Here is a 20479-nt window from a genome sequence, read left to right on the forward strand (position 1 = left end):
ACCCTCGGGCTGGCGGAATTCGGACACGAGCCTCGATGTGTCAGCGGTAGTTCACGTACTGGAGGGCGAAGTCGAAGTCCTTGCCCTTGAGCAGCGCCTGCACGGCCTGCAGGTCGTCCCGGCTCTTCGAGCTGACGCGCAGCTCGTCGCCCTGGACCTGCGCCTTGACGCCCTTCGGGCCCTCGTCCCGGATGGCCTTCGCGACCTTCTTGGCGTTCTCCTGCGAGATGCCCTCGGTGATCGAGGCGAAGAGCTTGTACTCCTTGCCGGACAGCTGCGGCTCACCCTCGACGTCCAGCGACTTCAGCGAGATGCCCCGCTTGATCAGCTTGGTCTGGAAGATGTCGAGGATCGCCATGACGCGCTCCTCGCCGCTCGCCTGCATGAGGATCTTCTCGCCCGACCACTCGATCTTGGCGTTGGTGCCCTTGAAGTCGTAGCGCTGGGAGATCTCCTTCACGGCCTGGTTGAGGGCGTTGTCGACCTCCTGCCGCTCGACCTTGGACACGATGTCGAAACTGGAGTCGGCCATGACTCGTGGCTCCTTGCTCGGTTGCTGTGGGGTACAGCCCAAAGCCTAGGGGGTTCGCCGCGACTCGAACCGCTGATCAATCCGGTGGCGGACCACCCTCCGGGATCAGGTATTGTTTACGTCGTTGCCACGGAACACCGCGAAAGCGGCTCCACGGCAGCGATCTCATGGCGATGTGCCCGAGTGGCCAATGGGAGCGGACTGTAAATCCGTCGGCTTAGCCTACCCAGGTTCGAATCCTGGCGTCGCCACGCGATAAGAACGGCCCCTGATCTGCGGAAACGCGATCAGGGGCCGTTTGCGTGTGTAAGTGAGACAAGGGGTCGACTGTCTCGCCGTGTCTCGCTCGATCCCGGGGTCTACCAGGGTGTCTGGACGGGCCGTGGACGGGATTCAGGGCCACGCCCGGGGCTGCGACCGTAAGGCCATTCAGGGGGTCGCGGGTCCGCTCGCGCGGTGCTGATTCAACCGGGCGGAGATCTTGGCGTTGGCGGCCTCGTCGCCACCCTTCAGGAACTTCGCGTAGACCCGGAACAGGACGCCGGTCGAGTGGCCGGCGCGCTGGGCGACGAGCTGCGGCTCGACGCCCGAGCTGAGCCAGGTGGAGACGGCCGCGTGACGAAGGTCATACGGCCGCTTGGCCAGCTTGGTCTCCTGCTCGGCGGGCGTGAGGACGTCCCCGCGGGCGCCCGCCCAGACCTCCCCGTATCCGCTCTCCTGGACCATGCCGCCGCGGGCGGTCCGGAACAGCCGGCCGTCGGCGTGGGTGCCGTACAGCGTGACGTGCCACCGGAGCATCGCCACGAGCTCGGGCGGGATCGGCACGTGCCGGACGGCCTTCCGGGTGCGGTGCTTGAGCCCGCGCCGGTCGTGAGCCTCGCCCGTGTCCGTCCAAGAGCTCCCGGAGCGCGCCCTGCTCTCCCGGAGCCGGATGAGCCCCCAGCCGCGCCGGGGAAGGTCGCACTCCTGGAGCCGGAGCCCGACCAGCTCACCGGGTCGGGCGGCGGAGTAGTACATGCACCCGAAGAATGCCTCCATGTGCCGGCCGCGGGCACCCTGCTTTCCCACAGCGGCCAGGAGCGCGGCGGCCTGCTCGGGGTCCGGCACGGCTTCGGGGTCCACTTCCTCCTCCACCTTCTCGGGAGCCTTCCACTTGATCGCCGGGATCGGGTTTTCGCTCAGCAGCTCGGCTTCGACGGCGATCCCGAGTGCCTGGTGGAAGATGGCCCGCTTCCGGGCGATGACGGTGCCGGCCGACGTCTTGCCGTCTAGCCGCCGGGTGCAGGCGTCCAGAGCCCGGCGAACGAGGATCCGATCCGCCAGACCGGACGTAGGAACGGACTTCCGCTCCACCCATGAGAGCAGCGTGGCCACGTCTTCCGGGGTCTCCTCCTTCCACCGGTTCACGTTGAAGCCCCAGGTGTAGAGCGCGCGGCGGACGGCTTTGTGGTCCGCCATGCCCTTCGTGTCCTTGAGTAGCGCCATGGTCACGGTCGCCATGGCTTCAGCGAGGTTCCGCCGCGTGGAGGCGGGGGAGTGGTCCCACTTCATCTCCACGTAGTTCCTGGCGTGCTGGTACCAGGAGATGTCCTTGGCCTTCTGGACCATCGACTTCGGGAGGCCGCTGTCGATATCCCACGGCTCGCCCTCGCGGGTCGCGGTGATGAACTGAGCGCGCCGGCTCTCCGCGAGCCCGAGCGTCAGGAAGGACTCGGAGTGCGGCTTCGTGCCGACCTGCCAGCGGAGCTGGTACGGCTTGCGGTAAGGCCGCTTGCGGATGCTCCAGATCCGCACGGTGTAGCTCCAGTCGGTCACGCGGTCTCCAGTTCGTTCAGGAAGGCGTCAAGCACGCTGCGTCGGATGCGCAGGTGCCCGTTGGGGAGGCGCTTCACCTCGGGCCCGTAGCCGCGGTTGCGCCAGCGGTACCAGGTGGCTCGGGTGATGCCGATCTCGTCGAGGACGTCAGTCAGGGGCAGCAGTTCGTCGGCGGGCTGGCGGCGGCGGGAAGTGCGGGCCATCGGGTCCCCTCCTTGGGGCGTGGTCGGGCGGCGTGGCCTCCGCGGTAGTGCGTGGGCAGAAGCGGGCCGGGGCAGGGGGCGGCTTCGCGGTGGCCCATGTGTGTCCGAGGTGGGGATTTCTGCGTCACCACGTCATCCGTGTCATTCACGCGCTTGACCTGCGGTTTTCTGTGACGCAGGCGTCTGCGGGCTGTGTCACCGGTGACGCACGTCTCTGTCACCGGTGACGCAGGTGACGCGGGGTGACGCAGGATTCAGGGCTCTGCGTCACCCCTGTCGCCGCAGCTCACGGGTGGTTTTCTGGCCGTTGGTGACGCAGGTGACGCAGCGTCTCTTCTCTTAGGAAAGAGACAGGGGGTGTCTGTTGTGGTGCGTGCCTTAGAGCGTGAAGAAGGAGCCGCGATGCGGCACGACCTTTCCAGCGGCGGCGAGCCGCCGGAACAGCAAGAGGAGCACCCGCCGGCGGGGCGGGGGTGCTCCTCTTGCTCGTGCGCGAGCGGTCGCGGTGGTCCCGGTTAGAACATCGGGGGCTGCTCGTCGGCCGGGGGCGTGGGGCGGGTCAGTTCGATGTAGCGGGCGGCGCGGGTGCGGCCCCAGTCGACGAGGACGCCGCGTGCGGCGAGGACGGGCTGGAGTCGCTTGAGGCGGTCGGAGAGGACTTTGCCGGTGGTGGGCCACCCTTTGGGCAGGGGGCGGAAGTCGTCGCCGCTGTAGAGCTGCGTGAGGCCGTGCAGCCACTCGGCCGAGGTCATGCGGACTTCCGTGCCCGGGGCGATGTCGGCGGCGTGCTTGAGGACGGTCTGGGCGAGCAGGTCGCCTTCGATGACGTCGTCGTTGAGGTCGTCGAGGCTGGCCCGGTAGGCGTCCAGCGCGCCCAGGCTGGTGGCGGCGTCCAGCTGCGCGCAAAGGTGGGCGAAGTCGGCCATGCGCAGGTCGGTGGGGATGTCGGCCTGGGTGGCGCGGACCTTGACGGCGAGGTCGAGCACGGATCCGAGGATGACGGGCAAGACCTCTTCGAACTCCGCCCACAACTCCGCCTCAGTACGGCGCACGAGGGGGCGTTCCAGGCGGAGCGGGAGGAGGCGTTCGGCGAGGTCGGGGCGGATGACGCCCACGTCGATGCCGGTCAGCAGCAGCGGCCGACGGTAGCGGGAGCGCACGACGTCGCCGTCGGTGAACAGGGCGCGCTTGATGGTCTCGGCGCCGGTGACGATGCAGCACATGAGGTCAGAGAGGTCCGGGCCGAGGTGGGAGAGGTTGTCCAGGGCGGTGACCCATCCGGCGGCGACGGCCGTGATCAGGTTCTCTTCGTCCTTCGGGGCGCGGCGCAGGTCGCCGCTCATGCCCTCGATGATCCGCACCAGCATCCGGCCGGCGGTGGACTTGCCCGCGCCCTGGGGCCCGGTGAGGAAGGGGGCGGGGACGGGCGCGGACGGCCCGAGGCAGCCGATGAGCCACGCGAGGGCCAGGCTCTCAGCCTGAGCGCTGGCGAAGTTGCACAGCCGCATCAGGAGGTCGATGCCCTTGCCGTCGGTGTCCTTGACCGGCAGCGGCATTTCCCCGGTTAGCTGGGTGCGCCGCCAGCACACCTCTCGCGGGTCGGGGGTGAGGACGTCCCAGCCGGTGGGGTGGATGCGGACGGACTTACCGTCGTCGCGGCCCAGGTCGAGCCAGGTTGCGCCGTCGAATCCGGGGGCGACCCGGATGTGGGTGGGCTGTACGTCCTCGGTCAGTGCGAGCGCTTCGATCAAGTCCAACGCCTCCTTGAGCGCGGTTCCGTTGAACACGCCGAACCCGTCCTTGAACAGGCCGACCATGAGTTCCTGCCGATGGCTGCCCGTCGTCCCCTGCGAGCGGATCGGGCGGGCGACGGGGTGGCCGTTCTTCTGCGCGTACACGGTCCCGTCGACGGTCCGGAAGTACCGGAAGTGCTCCTGCGCGTAGTTGGTGATGATCTCGCGTGCCGGGTTCTTCTCGTCCTCGGCCATGTCACATCCCCAGAGCCGTGCGGGCGTTGGTCCAGGCGTCCGCGCAGTGCCCGGAGGACTCCCCCTTGGCCTGCGCGGCCGTGAACAGCCGCGCGATGTGCGCTTCGGTGAGGCAGCCGCACCGGCCATGGGCGGACAGCACCGCGAGGAACGTCCGGTACACCGTGGCGTGGACCGCGCTGGCCGCATCGGCGATCCGCTGCTCCGCCATGGCGATCCCACGCTCCAGGTAGGAGGGCGAGCGGTGGCGGCACTCCCCACCCCCAGCGAGCGCGGACACGGTGACTACCTGGGGCGCCGTCCGGACCACGGCGGGCTCCTTCACGATCAGCGCGCGCACGACTTCCGGGAGAACTGCCATGGTTCCGGTGCCGGGGCCGAGCCAGCGGGCGTAGGACATCGCGGACTTGATGTCCACGCCCTCGCGGACACCGTTCACCGACCGCATGGTGCCGGAGTAGATCCAGTGCTCCCCGCGGGTGGTGGTCACGGTCGTGGTGGGCGGGAGTGTGGCGCGGGCCCAGTCGACTGCGGTGCGGTTGTCGAGGTCGACCACGGTCACGCCGGCGCCGCCGGGGTGGTAAGCGATCGCCCGGGCGCGGCGCCATGCCGCGGCCCACTGCCGGGAGGCGAGCACGCTCGCGTCGGTGGTGGCTGCGGCCCAGCCGTGGCATGGCCACGGGCAGGCGCACGGCCCGGGGGTCTTCATGTTCGGCCGTCCGCTGCAGGTCAGGTTCTCGCAGGCGCGGCAGTTGCCAAAGGGCCGCTTGTCGGCCCCCAGGGGCAGGACCGGCAGTCCGCCATCGGCCAAGGCCATGGCGGTGGTGGGGATGGCGTTCACGCGGCTACCTCCGCACGCTCTCGTCGGGGCTGGGGCGGATGAGTCATGCTGGAGACCTCCAGGTCTCTGGGAAGGGACGGGGAGTGCAGGGCGGTCCCGGACTTTGGCGAGACGGGGGCCGCCCTGGCGGTTTCTGAAAGGGCCGGCTGTCAGTGGGGCTCGATACCTTCGCGGGATGACGACTCTTGAACTCGTTCCGGGCCTGATCACGACGCGCGAGAAGGTCGCTCAGGCCTACGGTGGTTCGGTGTTCAGTGGCGGGATCGTGCCCGCCAAGGACTCCGAGAAGGTCTTCGTCTACTCCGACCCGAGCGTCGGAGAGAAGCACGGCTACACCTTCGACGGGCGTGCCGACGATGACGAGTTCGGCGTCCTGTTCCTGTACACGGGCGCCGGCCCTGAGGGACACCAGCAGATGCTCCGCGGCAACAAGACCCTTATGGAGACCCTCAACGACGGTCGTGAGGTCCATCTGTTCGTCGCTGATGGCAAGGCGGCGCCGGGCAAGAAGTTGGTGAAGCAGCGCTACGTCGGTCAGGTCGTCCTTGACCCCAGCCTCCCGTACGTCATCCGCAAGGCACCCGACAAGCATGATGAGATGCGCGACGTCTACGTCTTCCGCTTCCGTCCCGCTCCCGACGCGGTGCTCCACTTCGAGCCGAAGGACGCTGTCCAGCCGGCTACAAAGACCGATGTGGTACCGCTGCCGGTCGAGTGGCCGGCGCTGGCCGTGGCAGCGGTTAAGGGCAAGAAGACGGAGAAGCACGCGACGAGCGAGACTGTCGCGAACGTCAAGGGTGGCCCGCGTACGGTGCTGCGCCGCGAGGGCCTGTTGGTCACGGCATTCGAGGAGTTCCTGACCGCGGCTGGCCACGAATTCACGAGCTTCCAGATCACCGTAGAAGGCGAGCCGGGTGCCCAGGTTCCTGACCTGTATGACATCACCGCGAACGTGCTCTATGAGGCGAAGGGCCTCACGACCCGAGCCAACATCCGCATGGCTGTCGGGCAGCTCCTGGACTACCGCCGGCTGCTGAAGGACGAGGTTCCTGAGGGGATGCGTGTCGCCGTATTGCTGCCGACCGAACCCACCGCGGACGTGCGTGAGTGGCTGGACTCGGAGGACATCGCTGTCGTGGTCCAGGACGGCGACACGTTCACCGGCTTCCCTGTGCTTTAGCGGTGGTTGACGGCGCCATTGGCGCGGCCGAACAGACCGGTCGTGGTGATGTTCTGGGTGATGTGAGTCGTCGTCCTCACGGATCCCCCGCCGCCGGTTTCGCCGGTGAGGGCGCGGCGGGCGGTCCGGAGGAAGACGGGGACAGCGATGACGGCGGCGACGACGAGGGCCGCGGCGGACCAGAGGGCGTGGCTCATGGCGATGAGTCCCGGCGCGGCGTAAGAGAGTCCGATGCCGGCGGCGCCGATGCCGCCGCCGATGGTGGGGGCGAGCAGCGCGGTGGTCTTCGCCCACGCCGGTATCGGCCGTGCGGCCGGCGCCGGGGCGGGCGTGGTGGGGGCGAGGGCGTAGCCGGTGATGATGCGGCCGTCGGGGAGCTGGACGCTCGTCACGGCCGGGATCCCGCCCGGCGGGATGGTGGCGAGCGGGGAGCTTGCGGCGGGGTGGAGGGGGACGGGGTAGTGGACGGTGGTGGGCCCGGGGGGCTGCTCGGGGTAGGGCATGGCGTCTCCTCGGGGTACGGCGCGGGCCCGTGACGGGTGGGTGTCACGGGCCCGGGCGCCGGGGTGTCAGGGGGTGTCACGTGGGGGTGTCAGGGGTGCGTGACACCCCCGTTCGCCTGAGGGTTTGGGTGTCAGGGGCCTGTGACGGTGTCAGGCGTCACGCGGGGTGTCAGGCGGCGGCGAGGACGGGGACGATCCGCCACCGGCCGCTCTGGTTGGTGGGCTGGAGGCGTCCGTCCATGGCGGCGTCCTTGAGGCGGGCGGAGACCCAGGGGCGGCTGTAGCCGTGGGTGTCGCACCAGTCGGTGAAGTCCTTCGGGCCGACGATCATCCGGCCTTCCTCCTCGAACTCCTCCAGTGCTTGAGCGAGCAGGAGCCGGGCCTCATCCGGGCTGGGCTTGCGGCCCGACTCGATGCCGAACACGGGCTCGTCGTCGCCCGGTTCGTCGTCGGGGAGGTCGGCCTCGGGGTCGATGCCGTCGTCCTCCCGGTCGATGAACGAGTCCTCGAACATGTCGTCCTCCTCCACGTCGACGGACCCCGCCGGGTCAACCTGCGTGGTCGGGGTGCTGTCGGGGGTGTGGCGGCGGCGCTTGGTGTAGGCGTTGCCGACGGTGCCCGCGGCGGCCCGGGTGGTGATCGGGTCCATGGGGGCGCCGTGGGCGGCGGCCCAGTCCGCAAGCTGTTCCATGACGTCCATGGACCGGGACGTGAAGCGGCGGGTGCGGCCCGGGGCGGGGTAGCGGTCCTCCGGGATGCCCGGGGAGACCACGTAGCAGTAGCCGGGGCGCCGGTTCCCCCAGGCGCCGGGGTGGGCGCCGGAGTCGATGACCGTCTCCGGGAGCGAGAACCCTTCGTCGCGGGGGTCGCAGCCGAACGCGATCACCGACGGCAGGGACGCGCGGGTGCTGGTGCTCATCTGGTCGTAGCTCGGGCGCTGGAGGGAGATGACCAGGGAGACGCCGGCCGCACGGGCCTCCTGGGCGATGCCGGTGAACGCGTCGTCGCCGAGCGCGCGCAGGGTGTTGGCGGCCTCCTCGAACCAGCCGACCAGGTAGGCCATGCCGGGGCAGCCACACGCGGTGCCATCGGTCCGGCAGGAGTGCGCCGGGTCCGTCTGCGGCAGCGCGGACTCGGGGAGCCACTGGCGGTAGCGGTGGGCGCCGAGCCAGCGGGTCCGCGCGGGGATCGCGGCTTGGAGGGCTTCGACCATGGCTTCTGTGCCGGCGCCGCCTTCCTCGGCCCAGTCGAACGCGGGCAGGAGGGGGCGGAAGTCCTGGAAGGACTTGGGGTCGGACAGCCAGACGTTGACGTCCCGGCGGGAGAGGATCTCCGTGAGGACGTTGAGGGCTCCGTCGCCCTTTCCGGAGCCGGTGCCGCCGGCGATCAGCACGTGCGTGGCGTTGCGGCCCGCTTCGGGGTCTCCGGGGAGCCAGATGACGAGCGGGGAGCCGTCGTCGTACCGGCCGATGACCAGCGGGGCGGCGATCGAGCCACCGAGCTGGGACGGTCCGTCGTACTCGACGACCTCGGCGAGCATGTCCTCGGGGACGATGACCAGTTCACCCCGGCGGGCGGAGTCGGCGTTCGGCATGTAGCGCAGGGCGGTCGTCGGCAGATCCAGCGCCGACGCGAGCCGCGGGAGAACCTTGGTGACGTCGTCGTTGGTCTGCTCGCCCGGCTCCAGCGCGATCGGGGCGGTGACCCGGTTCGGCTCCACCTTCGCCGCCCCGATCGCCGCGCGGGCCAGACCGACCTTCTCCAGCAGCCCCTTGTCGGAGCTGGGCGCCGCTGCGTCGGTGTCGGTGCGACGCATGACCATGCGCACGTTCCACGACAGCGCGATGACGGGCCCGCCCATCAGAAACAGGTCCCCGAGCGGTCCCGTGGCCGGTCCGGCCAGGCACGCGCCGGTCAGCCACGCCGACCCCGCCGCGACCGTGATCGCGGAGTGCAGGCGCCGCTGCTGGGAGGTGTTCCGGCCGATCCACCACGTGGCGCCGGTCAGCGCCACGGAGGCAACCGTGAGTCCGACGCCGGCGGCGGCGCTGTCGGCCCACCGCATGTTGCCCAGCACCCCGGCGAGGCCGGTGCCCGCGACACCGAGCCACGGCGGCAGGTGCGGCTTGGCCCGGTGCAGCAGATAGCCGCCAATGCTCCCGCCGCCCGAACCGCCGCGCAGGTCGTCGTCCAGTACGTCTATGGTCTTGCGTCCCATGACCGTTCTCCCTTCCTACTGCTGGGCCCAGTCCATGCGCGCCGTGGGCCGGGGACGGGCACGGTGGCGGACTCGGTTGATCTCCTCCTGGTACTCCTGCTGGAACAGGGCGTACGCGGCGGCGGCGTTCTTCGCCGCGTCCCTCAGGTCGTCGGCGGACTTGCGGAGCTTGCGGGCGACCTTCGCCGCCCGGATACGGGAGCCGCCGATCCGGCCCTCCGGGTCCGGGACCGCAGCCAGCACGCTCTTGAGGATCTCCGTCCCCATCGCCACCTCGATCGAGAGAGTGACGGCGGCGGCCCGAAGGCTGTTGCAGTAGTTCCGCACCTGCGCCGGCGAGCTGAAGTCCGGCGCGGGCAACAGGGCCTGGGCGTGCGGACGACGGCCACCGCCACCACCCCGGGTGTTGTTGGTGGTGCGGTTGACGGTGACGTTGATCGGCGGGGCGAACGAGCCACCGACCGCACCGACGAAACCGCCGACGGCGGCACCGGCACTGGCGAACTTGTCCGACTTGCCGTTCGTGTCGGAGGTACTGGGGCGCGGGCGCCGCGGCGGGGTGACGCGGTGGCGGCCGGGGGTCTCAGCCATGACGGGAACTCCTCAGGTTCAGTGGGAGCGGCGGACGACGAGCCAGAAGACCTGCGCGGCGGCGGCGAGCAGCAGCCACACCCACGCCAACGGGACAGTGAGCGGGCCGAAGTGGACCGTGGCGGCGGCCCAGCCGAGCGCGGCCGTTGCCAGGACGGCCAGAGAGGCGAGGCGGGCGGTGTGCTCGCCGAAGAGCTCGGGGAGCTTGAGGCGGAACCACCACAGCCCGGCGGCCGGCGCGAGCGTGGCGGCGGCCAGGGGCCACACCATCCACGCCGCGACGACGTGCACGGCGGCCATGGCGGCGAAGACGCCGACGGCGATACCGGACGGTGCCCACGCGGCACGGCGGTGCCACATCCAACGCCCGGCGGCCCAGGCGGCCCGGGAGGTGAGCGAGGGGCGCTGCTCGGGGACGAGGACGACGACCGGGGCGGCGGGCCGGAAGCCGCGCTGCCTGGGGATGCGCACGGTCGTGGCGCCCGCGGGCACCTTCACCGTGTGGGAACGAGAACGACGGGACACAGCACTCCTCCTTCAGACGGTGTTGGACTCCAGGGCGAAGTGCAGGACGATCCCGCCCTTCATCGACGGGTACCTGCGGGCCGCGTCGATCTGGAGTTGGACCAGGACGTCATACCGGGTTGCTCCCGGCGCCGGGGTGCAGGTGCCGGAGACGGTGCACACGTCCAACTCACGGGTCTGAAGGGTCAGCACGTACATGTGAGACCCCTGCTGCTGGGTGTTGCTCTGCACGGGAAACCTCCAGGTCAAGCAGCGAGTTGAGGAGCGTCCGCACACGGGACGCACATGCCGAGCGAGGGCGGGATGCGGTAGCCGGCGTCCCGCCCGCACTCCGGGCAGACCTGCCGGGCGGCGTTCGCCCGCTCCAGAGCCGCCCACCGCGCCGGCGTCATCGGCCGGACCGGCAGGGCGAGGTCGACGCGGTAGAGGAACGCGACCAACGGCCCGCGACGACGGCGGGGACGTTCGAGCTGGGCCACGACCGGCTGACCACCGGGCCGCAGCCCCTGGGCCCGGAGCTGCCGGAACGTTGCCAGCCCCTCGGGGGCCAGACGCCAGCGGTAGACGGGGAGGCTGGTCACGTGCGCAGGTGGTGGTAGGCGCCCCGGCAGACACTGGCGTGATCGTTGGCGAGCTCTCGGGCGTGGTGGACCGCGGTGCCGACACCGGAGAGGGAGCCGTCGGCGCAGCCGTGGCAGACCCAGAGGGCCCGCATCTCGTGGACCTTGCCGGTGACGTCGACGGCGGCGCCGACCTGGTTGTGGAACCGGATCAGCAGCTCGGCGGGCTCGGGCGTGCTGGACTGAACGGTCAGCTTCATCACGCGACTCCTTCCAAGGAGCGGGCAGAGGCGGTGTGCTCGTCGCGGAGTTCCTGGTAGCGGGTGGAGACCCAGCCGACGGACCAGCCGCACAGCTCGGCGGCCTGCCGCACCGGGGCGCCGGCGTGGAACGCGGCGGCCACGGTCTTGCGGGCCTGCTCCTCGGACTGCTTCACCGGTGCGGGGCCGGCGGCGATGAGCTGGGCGCGTTCACGCTCGGCGCGCTCGGCCTGCTCGCGCTGTTCACGCAGCCGCGCCGCCTCACGCTCCCGACGCTCCTTCTCCGCCCGAGCGGCGGCCTCACGTTCAAGGCGTTCACGCTCGGCGCGCTGTTGTTCACGCTCACGCTCACGGCGTTCACGCTCGGCCCGCTCCGCCCTCTCGGCGGCTTCGACCCGCTCGCGCTCCTCACGCCGTGCGCGCTCCTCCCGGTCGGCCTGTTCACGGAGCAGCGAGGCTTCGTGCTCACGCTGTTCACGGGCCATCCGGGCCTCGAACTCCCGCTGCTCCCGCGCCCGCTTCTCGGCCGCGTCGGCACGCTCGACAGCGGCCTTCTCCCGCTCGGCCCGTTCGGCCCGTTCACGCGTCTGCATGGCCGTGAGCGCGTCCGTGATGGCCCGCCGGTAGGCGAGGCCGGTCTCTGCGGTGACGATCAGCAGGAGCGGCGCGACCGCGTGGACCGCGACGCCGACCAGGTCTTTCTTCAGGGCGGAGTCCGCGACGTTCAACGCCAGCGTCATACCGCCGGTCATCCAGCGCAGCGCCACCGGCCACCGTCCGCCGTGCCCGCCCAGGCGGGCCAGGGCGGAGTCGAGGCGGACCACGATGACGACGGCCGCGTCCACCACGAGCGGCAGAATCGGCGACGTCCACCGCCACGCGTCCGGCGTGTGGGCAGCCATCAGCGGCGTGACCGTGAGGACCGAGTACAGCATCGCCCCGCCCACGATCAGCCACGTGCCCACCGACAGGGCCCGCTCCGCTGAACGGATCTGAACGCCGTTCACGACCCGACCCCCGAACCCGCGAGCACCGGTGCCACGGCCGGGACCTTCGCGTAGCCGGTCAGTTCCAACTCGGCCCCGGCGAACGTCGTGAACGCGTTGAGGACGCCGGTCCGGCCGTCACCCTGAACGTGGTGAACGACCGACTCGGGGGCGATGTTCAGGGCCTCGCGCCACGCCTCGAAACCGGCGAAGTCGTCGTGCAACGCCAGCGAGAGACGGTTCGGGTAGACCGTCGAGACGTGAATGCACGGCGCCGGCAGAAGCGGGAACTCCGCCCCCATCATGCGCAGCGCGATCAGCGGGGCGGACATGTCCGCCAGCGTCAGGGTGCTCACGCGGCGCCGCCCGTCCGCACCACGCTGGCGCGGTTCGTCAGGTCCAGGCGGGCCGCCACAACGCGGTGACGGGCCCGGCGGATCCGCCGCTCGTCCAGCTTGGTCGCCGGACGGTCCAGCGTCTTGATCACCGCGTCGAGCAGCTCGACGTCCGCCAGGATCAGCGGCATCTCCTGCTCGATCGCGTCCAGCTCGGCGTCCGTCGGCTCGCCGTCGAACGGGGTGGCCGTAACAACGGCCTGAAGTGCAGCGATGGACAACATTGGGTGTGTTCCTCTCAGACAGGAACGGCCTGAAACGAGGCCCCGGTGGTAGGACACCGGGGCCTCTCGCCGTAGAACCAGGAATCTCCGGCTCCCCTCGACCCCGCCCGTACGGAACCCTCGTACGGGGTCCGGACGGGCGGAGGAGGCAACCGACCGCAGCAACCGCTGCGCAGGTGACCTGACGTCCGCGAATCACCGGATAGCCCGGTGCGCCCGAAGCGGGCGGCGGATCAGGAGGACGCGTTGTAGGCGTGGCCGTCGTGCCGGTCCAGCACGGTCGGCGCCCAGAGCATTCGTCGGTACATCGAGGCCCCCCTTGGGTCGGTTGGACGGGATGAAGCACTGCAAGGGGGACCTGTGTCCCCACTCTCCGGCCGTTGCTCGCGGTCGCCGGGCCACCTCGCCAGTCGGGCCGAAGCCCATTGCGTCCTACCTGGCCTTTAGCGGGATTGCAGCGTCCCCGCCCTGAACTCGTGGGCAGCACACCTCACCGGACCGAAGCCCGATGAGGTACATGTACTACCTGTTCCTCATCATGCTGAGAAGGATTCGCATCGTCAAGTCCCTTGGTTCTTCGGGCTTCGCGAGTCCGTCCCGTTCGATGTGCCCAGCTTGGCTTGATCAGGGCAGACGCTGGACTCCGCGCATGTACGGCTCCGAGACGACTCGCTACGGTGAAAGTCGTCCCAAGTCGTCCCGTCGGGGGGAGAGCACGACATGGCCAATGAGCGGCTGCGCGGCGCGATCATCGAAAGCGGTATGACGCTCGATCAAGTCGCAGAGCGACTCGGAGTCTCGGCGAAGACTGTCGAGCGCTGGATCAACGAGCCCAAGCGTCAGCCGTACCGCCGCTTCAAGTACGCCGCGGCCTCGCTCCTGCAGTGCGAGATGTCCTACCTGTGGCCGGAGGAGCGGACGTCTGCCGAGGTCACCGAAGCGGGGAACGCGGAGCTGGTGAAGCTTTACCCGCACCGCTCCGTAGTGCCGAACCGGCTCTGGCCGCAGCTCTACGCCGGGGCCACGCGGCACTTCGACGTGCTGGTCTACTCGGGCTTCTGGCTCACCGAGGACGCCGCCTTCCATCAGGTGGTCAAGGAGAAGTCGGCCGCCGGCGTCCCGGTCCGGTTCATGCTCGGGGACCCGGACTCCGCCGCGGTCGCGGTACGGGGTGGCGATGAAGGTATCGGGGGCGCGATGGCGAGCAAGATTCGCAACGCGCTGGTCAACTACGCGCCGTTGTTCGGGCTCCCCGGCGTGGAGTTCCGGCTCCACTCCACGACGCTCTACAACTCCATCTACCGGGCCGATGACGAGATGCTGGCCAATGGGCACCTGTACGGCGTGGGCGCGTATATGGCGCCGGTCCTCCACATCCAGCGGATCCCCGGGGGCGAGCTGTTCGACGCCTACGCTGAGAGCGTCGAACGGGTCTGGGAGACTGCGCGCCCTATCTCCTCGCCCACCGACCTGGGAGGTTCAAGCGCATGAGTCGGATCGACTACTTTCGTGACCCCAAGGCACCGAAGGCCAACTCGGTGGTGCCTTCGGTGACGGTGGTCGTCCGTGACGGCGCTGGGCGACTCCTGGTCATCCACAAGACCGACAACGACCTGTGGGCGCTTCCTGGCGGCGGCCACGACATCGGCGAACGGATCTCCGACACAGCCGTGCGCGAGGTGGAGGAAGAGACCGGGATCAAGGTCGTGGTGGACGACATCGTCGGGCTCTACACCGACCCTGAGCACGTGCTCGCGTACGACGACGGCGAGGTGCGGCAGCAGTTCTCGATCTGCTTCCGGGCCCACCCGGTCGGCGGGTCCCTCCGCACGAGCAGCGAGTCGAAAGAGGTCCGCTGGATGGCTCCAGCGGACCTCGATGGGTTGGACATCCACCCGTCCATGCGGCTGCGCATCCAGCACGGCCTGGACGAGTTGCGACGCGAGCCCTACATCGGCTGAGCGTCGGCGGTGGCGGCGGCCAGGCGTCGCTCCACGCGCTCATTGGCGGCGTGGATCTCCGGCGCCGCCCGTTGGATGAAGCGGCCCACGATCGTGTCCGGGCCGTACCGCTGCACGATCTCGTCCAGCCTGGCCGCCGGCGTCGTGTGCTCGCCGTCCGGGGTCGTCGTCATGTCGGACACGATCAGCGCGTCCACCAGCTCCCGCCGCTCCAGCTCGAACTCGGTCTCCAGCTCCTGCCGGAGCCCCCGCTCCTCGGCCTCCAGGAGCGCGCAGGAGTGATGCGCTACGAGCCGGACGACCCGCTCATCGGCACCCTCCTGGTCCCGGAGGAAGCGGGCGCCGTCGAGCGGGTGGAAGCCAGTACTGGCGATGGAGGGGGAGTAGCCGACGTCGTGCAGCACGGCGGCGGCCTCCAGCAGCTCGGCGTCGGCCCCGAGGATCGGGCTCAGAGATCGGGCCCGCTTGGCGACGCCAAGGGAGTGCGCCCAGCGGCGTGGCAACGGCTCGGACAGCAGCGATTCAGAGAGCGAGTACGCCCACTCAGTAAGCCCCATGGGCGCCAAGGCTACGGCTCCTTGAAAGGAGTCGGTAGGGCCCGCACAGTGCGGCCCTTGCCATGGACAGTGTTGAGCATGCCGCTTCCTTCCATCTGAGCGAGTGCACGGCGGATGGCTGTGCGAGAGGCCCCGAAACGATCGCGGAGCTTCGATTCGGACGGATATGGGTCCCCAACAGCGAGGGAGTCTTCCGTAATTACCTCAGTCAGACGCTCAAGAAGAGAGCGGCGTTCGCTGCCATGGGTGACCCGCCAGCCGCTCCCAGGCACCGACTCGACCATGTGGGAGCCCGCGAGCGCATTGAGTGCACGACGGACTGTGTTGCGGGAGACGCTGTGCGATTGCATGAGTTCACCCTCGGACGGAAGCGCGTCGGTAATTTCTCCGGCGTCGATTCTCTTTCGCAGGATTTCTGCGATTACAAGGTAGGTCCCACGCGGACTGCGCTCGGTCACACTCGCTCCTTTCTCGAAAAACGGTGCGAGAGGCTAGGCTGGCGTTCGTTCTTCGAACCAGTAGCAGATGTGTAGCAGTGTGTGGTCGAGGAGGGCTACCAGCTGATCAACCATCTCAACCAACGATGAAGGTCTTTTGCTTCGGCCGATATCAACTGGATCGGCCTCCCAGTGTGCCACATCGTTGCGCTTGGACTTGATCTCCCTTAGTAGGAAGACATCGTTAGGAGAGTTTCTCCACTCTCCAGGTAGATCCAGAAGGGCCCAGAGCGCTTCAAAGTTCTTTTGGCCAATGGTGGAGCCATCCGCCAACTTGAGTGAGTCGCTAAAATCCTCAACAACTCGTGCATCAAAAGCATGAGCAACCGCGCCCTGAAGGATTGCGGTGCGGGCTAGCAGTGCCCCTATTGTTCCATCACCGCACTTTCGGAAGGCGGAAGCCTCTAGCGCCGCGACAAGCCCTAGGGGGAGCTTGCTGCGGGGAATTTTCAATGCGGCAACGTCTGTCGCCAAGGCCCGGGGGAGATCCCGCATGAAGCATTCGAGCACTCCCCCCATGATCACGTACGACAACGCCCTCCCAACTGCTAGGAAGCCGTCGCGGTCAAAGGTCTGGGGCTCAGGCTGGCTGGCGAGATGTTCCAGGCGGCGCCTCTCTCGCGCAAGGCGGGTTACCGCTTCCGAGAACACGCTCTCGACCGCCCCATAGGTCGTCACGACATAAGCTCTTCGGCTCGCGCGATCCTGTTCAGTAGCATCGAGCGGGTGTTTGTGGCGCCCGTGCTGTAACCTACGAGTTTTTCGTCATTGAGCCACCCGGATGGGGGCGTTCTCAAATCCTGTCCTCGACGCAGTATGTTTCCAGCGCCCACGAGTACAGCTTCGAATTGATTCAAGGGGGTAATTGCAACGTTCCGGCGAAGGAAAGGTCCGTTGGTTACGGATAGTAGGAACTCGGTCGCACTCTTGAAGATCTCCCTGTCTTTGCTTAGGTCGCTGTCCGTCATTCGGCTCTTCATGTAGTCGTTCAGGAAGTTTGCGACTCTTCCGTCGAACACGGCTGCGCGATCGAGGTACGCGAAGAATTTGAGCACCACTTCCTCTGGTGTCCCATTGGTCTGGTTCTGCCTTTGAAGCTTCAGGAGGGATTTGAAGTTATCATCTCCGGCCAACTCCTCCAGGAGCTCGTGGAAGGGGCCACGAAAAATGCAGCTACGGATTTCCTGAGGTGTAAGCGCAACGGCGCCTGCGTTGAGTCGACGGAATAGTTCGTAGCGAACTTCCGGTTCGGACTTGTCGCTGAGAACTTGAACTCGCAAGAAGCGTCGATCGAGGGTCATGCGGATCGGCCGTGGGAGTTCTTCGTAAGTGACGTCCCCAAATCCCGTAAGCGTCTTCAGTTTCTGCAGTCGCAGGGGGGTGACGCTGAATCGAAACAGATCCGATTCGGGGGCGTCGACTCCCATGAATCTCAGGATGGTGCAGATCCGCTGCAGGCCGTCCACGACATCCCATGTGGCGTCCTGGTTAGTTGCGACGAAGATCGCTGGCACTGGCAAGCCGAGCAGAAACGACTCGATGAGTGCGGACTGGGTCTCGTCGTCCCAACGGAACTGACGCTGGTAGGCGGGTGCGATCTTGATCTCTTCTTCGGTCACCATGCGCACGAGCTCACGCAGCGAGAGGTCGAAGTAGTCCGTGTCGACGGAGCGCCGGTGTTGGTTGAGTTCGGCCAGCAGTCCAGCCTCATCTAGCAGCATGGTCGTCGTTGTATCAGACCGGCACGGAACGCGACTTGGCGTTGGGTGAGCTGCAGGCATCAGGGCGCGGCTCGATGTGGACGAGACGCGGACGGAGGTAGGCGGTGCGGAGTGCTACCCGCCCCTCTCTGCAGGTCAACTGGCAGGTGTCGAAGGCGGAGTCAGGAGACTGTAAATCCGTCGGCTTAGCCTACCCAGGTTCGAATCCTGGCGTCGCCACGTGAAGAAGGTCCCCGGTGTTCGCACCGGGGACCTTCACTCGTTTCCGGACCTCGCGGGCGCCGCCCGTCCTCGGGTCAGTTTCCGGCCACGTCCTTCACCGCGACCGAGAGCGGCGTCGAGCCGCTGGTCAGTTCCAGGGTCAGACCGGCCGTCGCCGGGGTGTCGAGGAGCTCCGCGAGGACCGCCGCCACGTCGTCGCGCGGGACCATGCCCCGGCCCGTGTGGGCCTCCAGGCGGACCAGGCCCGTGCCCGCGTCGTTCGTCAGGGCGCCCGGGCGCAGGATCGTCCAGTCCAGGGCCGTACGCGCGCGGACCGAGTCGTCGGCGGCGCCCTTCGCGCGGAGGTACGCGTCGAACACCTCGTCGCCCGCCTTGGCCGCGTCGGCGCCCATCGAGGACACGACGACGTAGCGCCGTACGCCCGCCCGCTCCGCCGCGTCCGCGAAGAGCACGGCCGCCGCGCGGTCCACCGTGTCCTTGCGGTCCACCGAGCTCCCCGGACCCGCGCCCGCCGCGAAGACCGCCGCGTCGGCGCCCTGGAGCACCGCCGAGACCATCTCCACCGACGCCGTCTCCAGGTCCAGGACCACCGGCTCCGCACCCGCGTCCCGTAGGGCGTCGCCCTGTTCGGGCCTGCGGATGATCCCCGCGACCTCGTGCCCGCCCGCCGACAGCAGCCTCTCCAGGCGCAGGGCGATCTGTCCGTGTCCTCCAGCGATGACGATGCGCATACTCACGACCGTACGACGGGACCGGCCGGAGGGCTTCCCGGCTCGGGCGGCTGCGGCCGCTCCGGTCGCACCTGCCGGGGCAGGTCCAGGGCCGCCGCCGAGTCGCAGTACTCCCGCACCGCGCTCGTCCGGGCCACCACCCGCCCCCGGTGCACCACGATCCGGCTGTACGCGAGGGACAGCACGCCCGCGAGCCGCTCGCCGCGCACCGCGAGCAGCTCCGCCGGGAAGCCCGCCTCCACCCGCACCTCCGGCAGCCCCATCGCCGCCCGCGCCCCCGCGCTCACCGCCGCGTACGCCTCCTGGGGCGGCAGCCCGCCCAGCGAGGCGAGCAGGTACGCCGGCTCCAGCGGGTCCCCGCGCCCCACCGGGTTGGACACGTCCCGCAGCGCCCCGCTGCCCGCCGCGACCCGCACCCCGGCCGCCCGCAGCAGCCGGACCGGGGCCGCGCCCCGCAGCTCCGTCCCCCCGCAGCCGCCCTGCGGCAGGCACACCACCGTCACCCCGGCCGCCGCCAGCTGGTCCGCCGCCCGCCGCGCCACGTCCGAGGGGAGCCGGCCGAGCCCGGCGCACGGCCCGATGGCCACCCCGGGCCGCAGCCCGCCGGCCATCGCCGCGAGCCGGGCGAGCCGGGCCGGGTCGTCCCCGTCGGTGTGCAGGTCCACCGGGCAGCCGTGCTCGGCCGCGACCTCCAGGACCGCCTCCACGTACCCCGCCGGGTCCGGGTCTAGGTCCGGGCAGCCGCCGACCACCCCGGCGCCCATCTTCACCGCGTCCCGCAGCATCGCGAGCCCGTCCGCGCCCGCGATCCCGGTGAGGAGCCGGGGGACGGCGACGGCCGTGAGGTCGGCGAGGCCGCGCAGCGAACGCCGGGCCTGGAGCACGGCTTCGAGCGGGCCGAGGCCGTGGACGTCGCCGATCCGCACGTGCGCGCGGAGCGCGGTCGCGCCGTGCCCGAGCTGGAGCAGGGCGGCCTCGGTGGCCCGGCGCTGCACCTCGTCCGGGGCGTACGAGACGGGGCCCGGGGTGTCGGCGGAGAGCGCGGTGTCGGCGTGGGCGTGGGGTTCGGCGGCGGCGGGCAGCAGCAGATAGCCGGCGAGGTCGACGCGGGAACCGCCGCCGGCGCTGAGGCTGCCGGCGGTGCCCACGGCCTCGATGCGCCCGCCGACGAGCCGGACGTCCACGGTCCGGCCGTCGGTGAGGCGGGCGTGGGAGAGCAGGAGCGAGGTCGAGTCGGCGGTGGTGGCGGCCCCGTCCTCGGGCGGCTGGGGCTGCTTGCTGTCGGCTGACATCGGGCTCCTCAAGGCCTCTCAAGATCAAGATCGCGCAAGGTGGGGCAGAGCCTAGGGGGGCTCGGACCGACCTTCGAGGAGGAGCGCAATAGTCGTACCGATGAGTCCACGAGTGGCGTACGTGACGCCTGGTGAGAGCCGTCGCGGACGCTTGGCGAAGGCCGTCGCGAGGGCGCGCGGAAACCGATTTGGGTGATGGGCGGGAGACCGTGTAATGTCTTCCTCGCTCGCCCCAATAGCTCAGTCGGTAGAGCGTCTCCATGGTAAGGAGAAGGTCTACGGTTCGATTCCGTATTGGGGCTCTGGTGAGAAGGACCCCGCCCTCGGGCGGGTTCCAGATCATCAAAGCGGTGTAGCTCAGATGGTAGAGCAAGCGGCTCATAATCGCTGTGTCACCGGTTCAAGTCCGGTCACCGCTACACACGGTAGCCGATTGTGGGGTCGGTCCTTCGATCGGCTACTCTTTTATGCGTTCATCCGTCCCATCCGTCCAAGGAGCACTCACGTGGCTGCCACCGACGTCCGCCCGAAGATCACGCTGGCCTGCGTGGAGTGCAAGGAGCGGAACTACATCACCAAGAAGAACCGGCGTAACAACCCGGATCGCATGGAGATGAAGAAGCACTGCCCCCGCTGCAACTCGCACACTGCGCACCGCGAGACGCGCTAAACAGGCT

General features: G+C 69.2%; 25 protein-coding genes and 3 tRNA genes. 7 read left to right on the top strand and 21 right to left on the bottom strand.

Annotated elements, in window-relative coordinates:
- Positions 1–40: 40 nt before the first annotated feature.
- Positions 41–532: a YajQ family cyclic di-GMP-binding protein gene (locus ACZ6K0_RS02345; protein ID WP_376408653.1), complete on the bottom strand. Its 492-nt coding sequence runs from the start codon at positions 530–532 to the stop codon at positions 41–43.
- Positions 533–701: 169 nt separating this feature from the next.
- Between ACZ6K0_RS02345 and ACZ6K0_RS02350 the strand changes: the two genes are divergently transcribed.
- A tRNA-Tyr gene (locus tag ACZ6K0_RS02350) sits at positions 702–783 on the top strand.
- A gap of 178 nt (positions 784–961) precedes the next feature.
- Here ACZ6K0_RS02350 and ACZ6K0_RS02355 read toward each other — a convergent pair.
- From ACZ6K0_RS02355 to ACZ6K0_RS02370, 4 genes are all read right to left on the bottom strand, one after another.
- A complete protein-coding gene (locus ACZ6K0_RS02355; protein WP_469229323.1) occupies positions 962–2347 on the bottom strand; it encodes a tyrosine-type recombinase/integrase in 1386 nt (461 codons plus the stop codon).
- Complete coding sequence (locus ACZ6K0_RS02360; protein ID WP_469229325.1) at positions 2344–2550, bottom strand: helix-turn-helix transcriptional regulator; 207 nt, start codon at positions 2548–2550, stop codon at positions 2344–2346. Before ACZ6K0_RS02360 ends, ACZ6K0_RS02355 begins: the two co-directional genes overlap by 4 nt.
- A gap of 515 nt (positions 2551–3065) precedes the next feature.
- A complete protein-coding gene (locus ACZ6K0_RS02365; protein ID WP_469229328.1) occupies positions 3066–4538 on the bottom strand; it encodes an ATP-binding protein in 1473 nt (490 codons plus the stop codon).
- A 1-nt stretch (position 4539) separates the two neighbouring features.
- Positions 4540–5355 carry a bifunctional DNA primase/polymerase gene (locus tag ACZ6K0_RS02370; protein ID WP_469229672.1) on the bottom strand — a complete coding sequence of 272 codons (816 nt, stop codon included), beginning with the start codon at positions 5353–5355 and terminating at the stop codon, positions 4540–4542.
- A 199-nt stretch (positions 5356–5554) separates the two neighbouring features.
- On the opposite strand from ACZ6K0_RS02370, the gene ACZ6K0_RS02375 reads away from it, so the two are divergent.
- Complete coding sequence (locus tag ACZ6K0_RS02375; RefSeq protein WP_469229330.1) at positions 5555–6559, top strand: SRA domain-containing endonuclease; 1005 nt, start codon at positions 5555–5557, stop codon at positions 6557–6559.
- Here the strand turns inward: ACZ6K0_RS02375 and ACZ6K0_RS02380 are convergent.
- The 10 genes from ACZ6K0_RS02380 to ACZ6K0_RS02425 all read right to left on the bottom strand — a co-directional run bounded on the left by ACZ6K0_RS02380 (position 6556) and on the right by ACZ6K0_RS02425 (position 12821).
- Entirely contained in the window at positions 6556–7062 is a 507-nt protein-coding gene (locus ACZ6K0_RS02380; RefSeq protein ID WP_469229332.1) for a hypothetical protein, read from the bottom strand. The two genes, ACZ6K0_RS02375 and ACZ6K0_RS02380, sit on opposite strands and share 4 nt — an antisense overlap.
- Positions 7063–7231: 169 nt before the next feature.
- Positions 7232–9280, bottom strand: coding sequence for a plasmid transfer protein TraB (traB, locus tag ACZ6K0_RS02385; protein ID WP_469229333.1), 2049 nt, complete (start codon positions 9278–9280; stop codon positions 7232–7234).
- A gap of 15 nt (positions 9281–9295) precedes the next feature.
- The gene (gene traA / locus ACZ6K0_RS02390; protein WP_469229336.1) at positions 9296–9871 is read right to left on the bottom strand and encodes a plasmid transfer protein TraA; all 576 of its coding nucleotides are present in this window, start codon (positions 9869–9871) and stop codon (positions 9296–9298) included.
- Positions 9872–9889: 18 nt separating this feature from the next.
- The gene (locus ACZ6K0_RS02395; protein ID WP_469229338.1) at positions 9890–10396 is read right to left on the bottom strand and encodes a hypothetical protein; all 507 of its coding nucleotides are present in this window, start codon (positions 10394–10396) and stop codon (positions 9890–9892) included.
- Between the two features lie 12 nt (positions 10397–10408).
- Positions 10409–10627 carry a hypothetical protein gene (locus ACZ6K0_RS02400; protein ID WP_469229340.1) on the bottom strand — a complete coding sequence of 73 codons (219 nt, stop codon included), beginning with the start codon at positions 10625–10627 and terminating at the stop codon, positions 10409–10411.
- Positions 10628–10641: 14 nt separating this feature from the next.
- Positions 10642–10977: an RRQRL motif-containing zinc-binding protein gene (locus ACZ6K0_RS02405; RefSeq protein ID WP_469229342.1), complete on the bottom strand. Its 336-nt coding sequence runs from the start codon at positions 10975–10977 to the stop codon at positions 10642–10644.
- On the bottom strand, positions 10974–11216 hold the full coding sequence (locus tag ACZ6K0_RS02410) for a hypothetical protein (protein WP_469229344.1): 243 nt from the start codon (positions 11214–11216) through the stop codon (positions 10974–10976). Before ACZ6K0_RS02410 ends, ACZ6K0_RS02405 begins: the two co-directional genes overlap by 4 nt.
- A complete protein-coding gene (locus tag ACZ6K0_RS02415; protein WP_469229346.1) occupies positions 11216–12223 on the bottom strand; it encodes a DUF2637 domain-containing protein in 1008 nt (335 codons plus the stop codon). Before ACZ6K0_RS02415 ends, ACZ6K0_RS02410 begins: the two co-directional genes overlap by 1 nt.
- On the bottom strand, positions 12220–12558 hold the full coding sequence (locus tag ACZ6K0_RS02420) for a hypothetical protein (protein WP_469229348.1): 339 nt from the start codon (positions 12556–12558) through the stop codon (positions 12220–12222). The genes ACZ6K0_RS02415 and ACZ6K0_RS02420 overlap by 4 nt, the downstream gene beginning before the upstream one ends.
- Complete coding sequence (locus ACZ6K0_RS02425; protein ID WP_469229350.1) at positions 12555–12821, bottom strand: DUF6284 family protein; 267 nt, start codon at positions 12819–12821, stop codon at positions 12555–12557. The genes ACZ6K0_RS02420 and ACZ6K0_RS02425 overlap by 4 nt, the downstream gene beginning before the upstream one ends.
- Before the next feature lie 720 nt (positions 12822–13541).
- Between ACZ6K0_RS02425 and ACZ6K0_RS02430 the strand changes: the two genes are divergently transcribed.
- Entirely contained in the window at positions 13542–14312 is a 771-nt protein-coding gene (locus ACZ6K0_RS02430) for a helix-turn-helix domain-containing protein (protein WP_469229352.1), read from the top strand.
- The gene (locus ACZ6K0_RS02435; RefSeq protein ID WP_469229355.1) at positions 14309–14782 is read left to right on the top strand and encodes an NUDIX hydrolase; all 474 of its coding nucleotides are present in this window, start codon (positions 14309–14311) and stop codon (positions 14780–14782) included. The genes ACZ6K0_RS02430 and ACZ6K0_RS02435 overlap by 4 nt, the downstream gene beginning before the upstream one ends.
- On the opposite strand, the gene ACZ6K0_RS02440 is transcribed toward ACZ6K0_RS02435, so the two are convergent.
- The 6 genes from ACZ6K0_RS02440 to ACZ6K0_RS02465 all read right to left on the bottom strand — a co-directional run bounded on the left by ACZ6K0_RS02440 (position 14770) and on the right by ACZ6K0_RS02465 (position 19802).
- Positions 14770–15339: an HD domain-containing protein gene (locus ACZ6K0_RS02440; RefSeq protein ID WP_469229357.1), complete on the bottom strand. Its 570-nt coding sequence runs from the start codon at positions 15337–15339 to the stop codon at positions 14770–14772. The two genes, ACZ6K0_RS02435 and ACZ6K0_RS02440, sit on opposite strands and share 13 nt — an antisense overlap.
- A gap of 11 nt (positions 15340–15350) precedes the next feature.
- Complete coding sequence (locus ACZ6K0_RS02445; protein WP_469229358.1) at positions 15351–15797, bottom strand: GntR family transcriptional regulator; 447 nt, start codon at positions 15795–15797, stop codon at positions 15351–15353.
- Between the two features lie 33 nt (positions 15798–15830).
- Positions 15831–16514 (bottom strand): hypothetical protein, encoded by a 684-nt coding sequence (locus ACZ6K0_RS02450; RefSeq protein WP_469229360.1) that lies wholly within the window; start codon positions 16512–16514, stop codon positions 15831–15833.
- Positions 16511–17557, bottom strand: a complete 1047-nt coding sequence (locus ACZ6K0_RS02455; RefSeq protein WP_469229362.1) for a GmrSD restriction endonuclease domain-containing protein — start codon at positions 17555–17557, stop codon at positions 16511–16513. Before ACZ6K0_RS02455 ends, ACZ6K0_RS02450 begins: the two co-directional genes overlap by 4 nt.
- A 296-nt stretch (positions 17558–17853) precedes the next feature.
- Entirely contained in the window at positions 17854–18510 is a 657-nt protein-coding gene (locus tag ACZ6K0_RS02460) for an NAD(P)H-binding protein (RefSeq protein ID WP_469229364.1), read from the bottom strand.
- 2 nt (positions 18511–18512) lie between these two features.
- Positions 18513–19802: an amidohydrolase family protein gene (locus ACZ6K0_RS02465; protein ID WP_376408647.1), complete on the bottom strand. Its 1290-nt coding sequence runs from the start codon at positions 19800–19802 to the stop codon at positions 18513–18515.
- A 229-nt stretch (positions 19803–20031) separates the two neighbouring features.
- On the opposite strand from ACZ6K0_RS02465, the gene ACZ6K0_RS02470 reads away from it, so the two are divergent.
- From ACZ6K0_RS02470 to rpmG, 3 genes are all read left to right on the top strand, one after another.
- Positions 20032–20104, top strand: a tRNA-Thr gene (locus tag ACZ6K0_RS02470).
- A 44-nt stretch (positions 20105–20148) separates the two neighbouring features.
- Positions 20149–20221, top strand: a tRNA-Met gene (locus ACZ6K0_RS02475).
- Positions 20222–20307: 86 nt separating this feature from the next.
- Positions 20308–20472: a 50S ribosomal protein L33 gene (gene rpmG / locus ACZ6K0_RS02480; protein WP_007265873.1), complete on the top strand. Its 165-nt coding sequence runs from the start codon at positions 20308–20310 to the stop codon at positions 20470–20472.
- Positions 20473–20479: the final 7 nt, after the last annotated feature.

The sequence above is a fragment of the Streptomyces sp. NPDC042346 genome, assembly GCF_055581845.1.

Coding starts and splice junctions, on each gene's coding strand:
- traA (WP_469229336.1), bottom strand. CDS start 9,871: ATGGCTGAGACCCCCGGCCGCCACCGCGTCACCCCGCCGCGGCGCCCG.
- ACZ6K0_RS02375 (WP_469229330.1), top strand. CDS start 5,555: ATGACGACTCTTGAACTCGTTCCGGGCCTGATCACGACGCGCGAGAAG.
- ACZ6K0_RS02425 (WP_469229350.1), bottom strand. CDS start 12,821: ATGTTGTCCATCGCTGCACTTCAGGCCGTTGTTACGGCCACCCCGTTC.
- ACZ6K0_RS02440 (WP_469229357.1), bottom strand. CDS start 15,339: ATGGGGCTTACTGAGTGGGCGTACTCGCTCTCTGAATCGCTGCTGTCC.
- ACZ6K0_RS02345 (WP_376408653.1), bottom strand. CDS start 532: ATGGCCGACTCCAGTTTCGACATCGTGTCCAAGGTCGAGCGGCAGGAG.
- ACZ6K0_RS02430 (WP_469229352.1), top strand. CDS start 13,542: ATGGCCAATGAGCGGCTGCGCGGCGCGATCATCGAAAGCGGTATGACG.
- ACZ6K0_RS02435 (WP_469229355.1), top strand. CDS start 14,309: ATGAGTCGGATCGACTACTTTCGTGACCCCAAGGCACCGAAGGCCAAC.
- traB (WP_469229333.1), bottom strand. CDS start 9,280: ATGGGACGCAAGACCATAGACGTACTGGACGACGACCTGCGCGGCGGT.
- ACZ6K0_RS02465 (WP_376408647.1), bottom strand. CDS start 19,802: ATGTCAGCCGACAGCAAGCAGCCCCAGCCGCCCGAGGACGGGGCCGCC.
- ACZ6K0_RS02370 (WP_469229672.1), bottom strand. CDS start 5,355: ATGGCCTTGGCCGATGGCGGACTGCCGGTCCTGCCCCTGGGGGCCGAC.
- ACZ6K0_RS02365 (WP_469229328.1), bottom strand. CDS start 4,538: ATGGCCGAGGACGAGAAGAACCCGGCACGCGAGATCATCACCAACTAC.
- ACZ6K0_RS02460 (WP_469229364.1), bottom strand. CDS start 18,510: ATGCGCATCGTCATCGCTGGAGGACACGGACAGATCGCCCTGCGCCTG.
- ACZ6K0_RS02455 (WP_469229362.1), bottom strand. CDS start 17,557: ATGCTGCTAGATGAGGCTGGACTGCTGGCCGAACTCAACCAACACCGG.
- ACZ6K0_RS02380 (WP_469229332.1), bottom strand. CDS start 7,062: ATGCCCTACCCCGAGCAGCCCCCCGGGCCCACCACCGTCCACTACCCC.
- ACZ6K0_RS02410 (WP_469229344.1), bottom strand. CDS start 11,216: ATGAAGCTGACCGTTCAGTCCAGCACGCCCGAGCCCGCCGAGCTGCTG.
- ACZ6K0_RS02360 (WP_469229325.1), bottom strand. CDS start 2,550: ATGGCCCGCACTTCCCGCCGCCGCCAGCCCGCCGACGAACTGCTGCCC.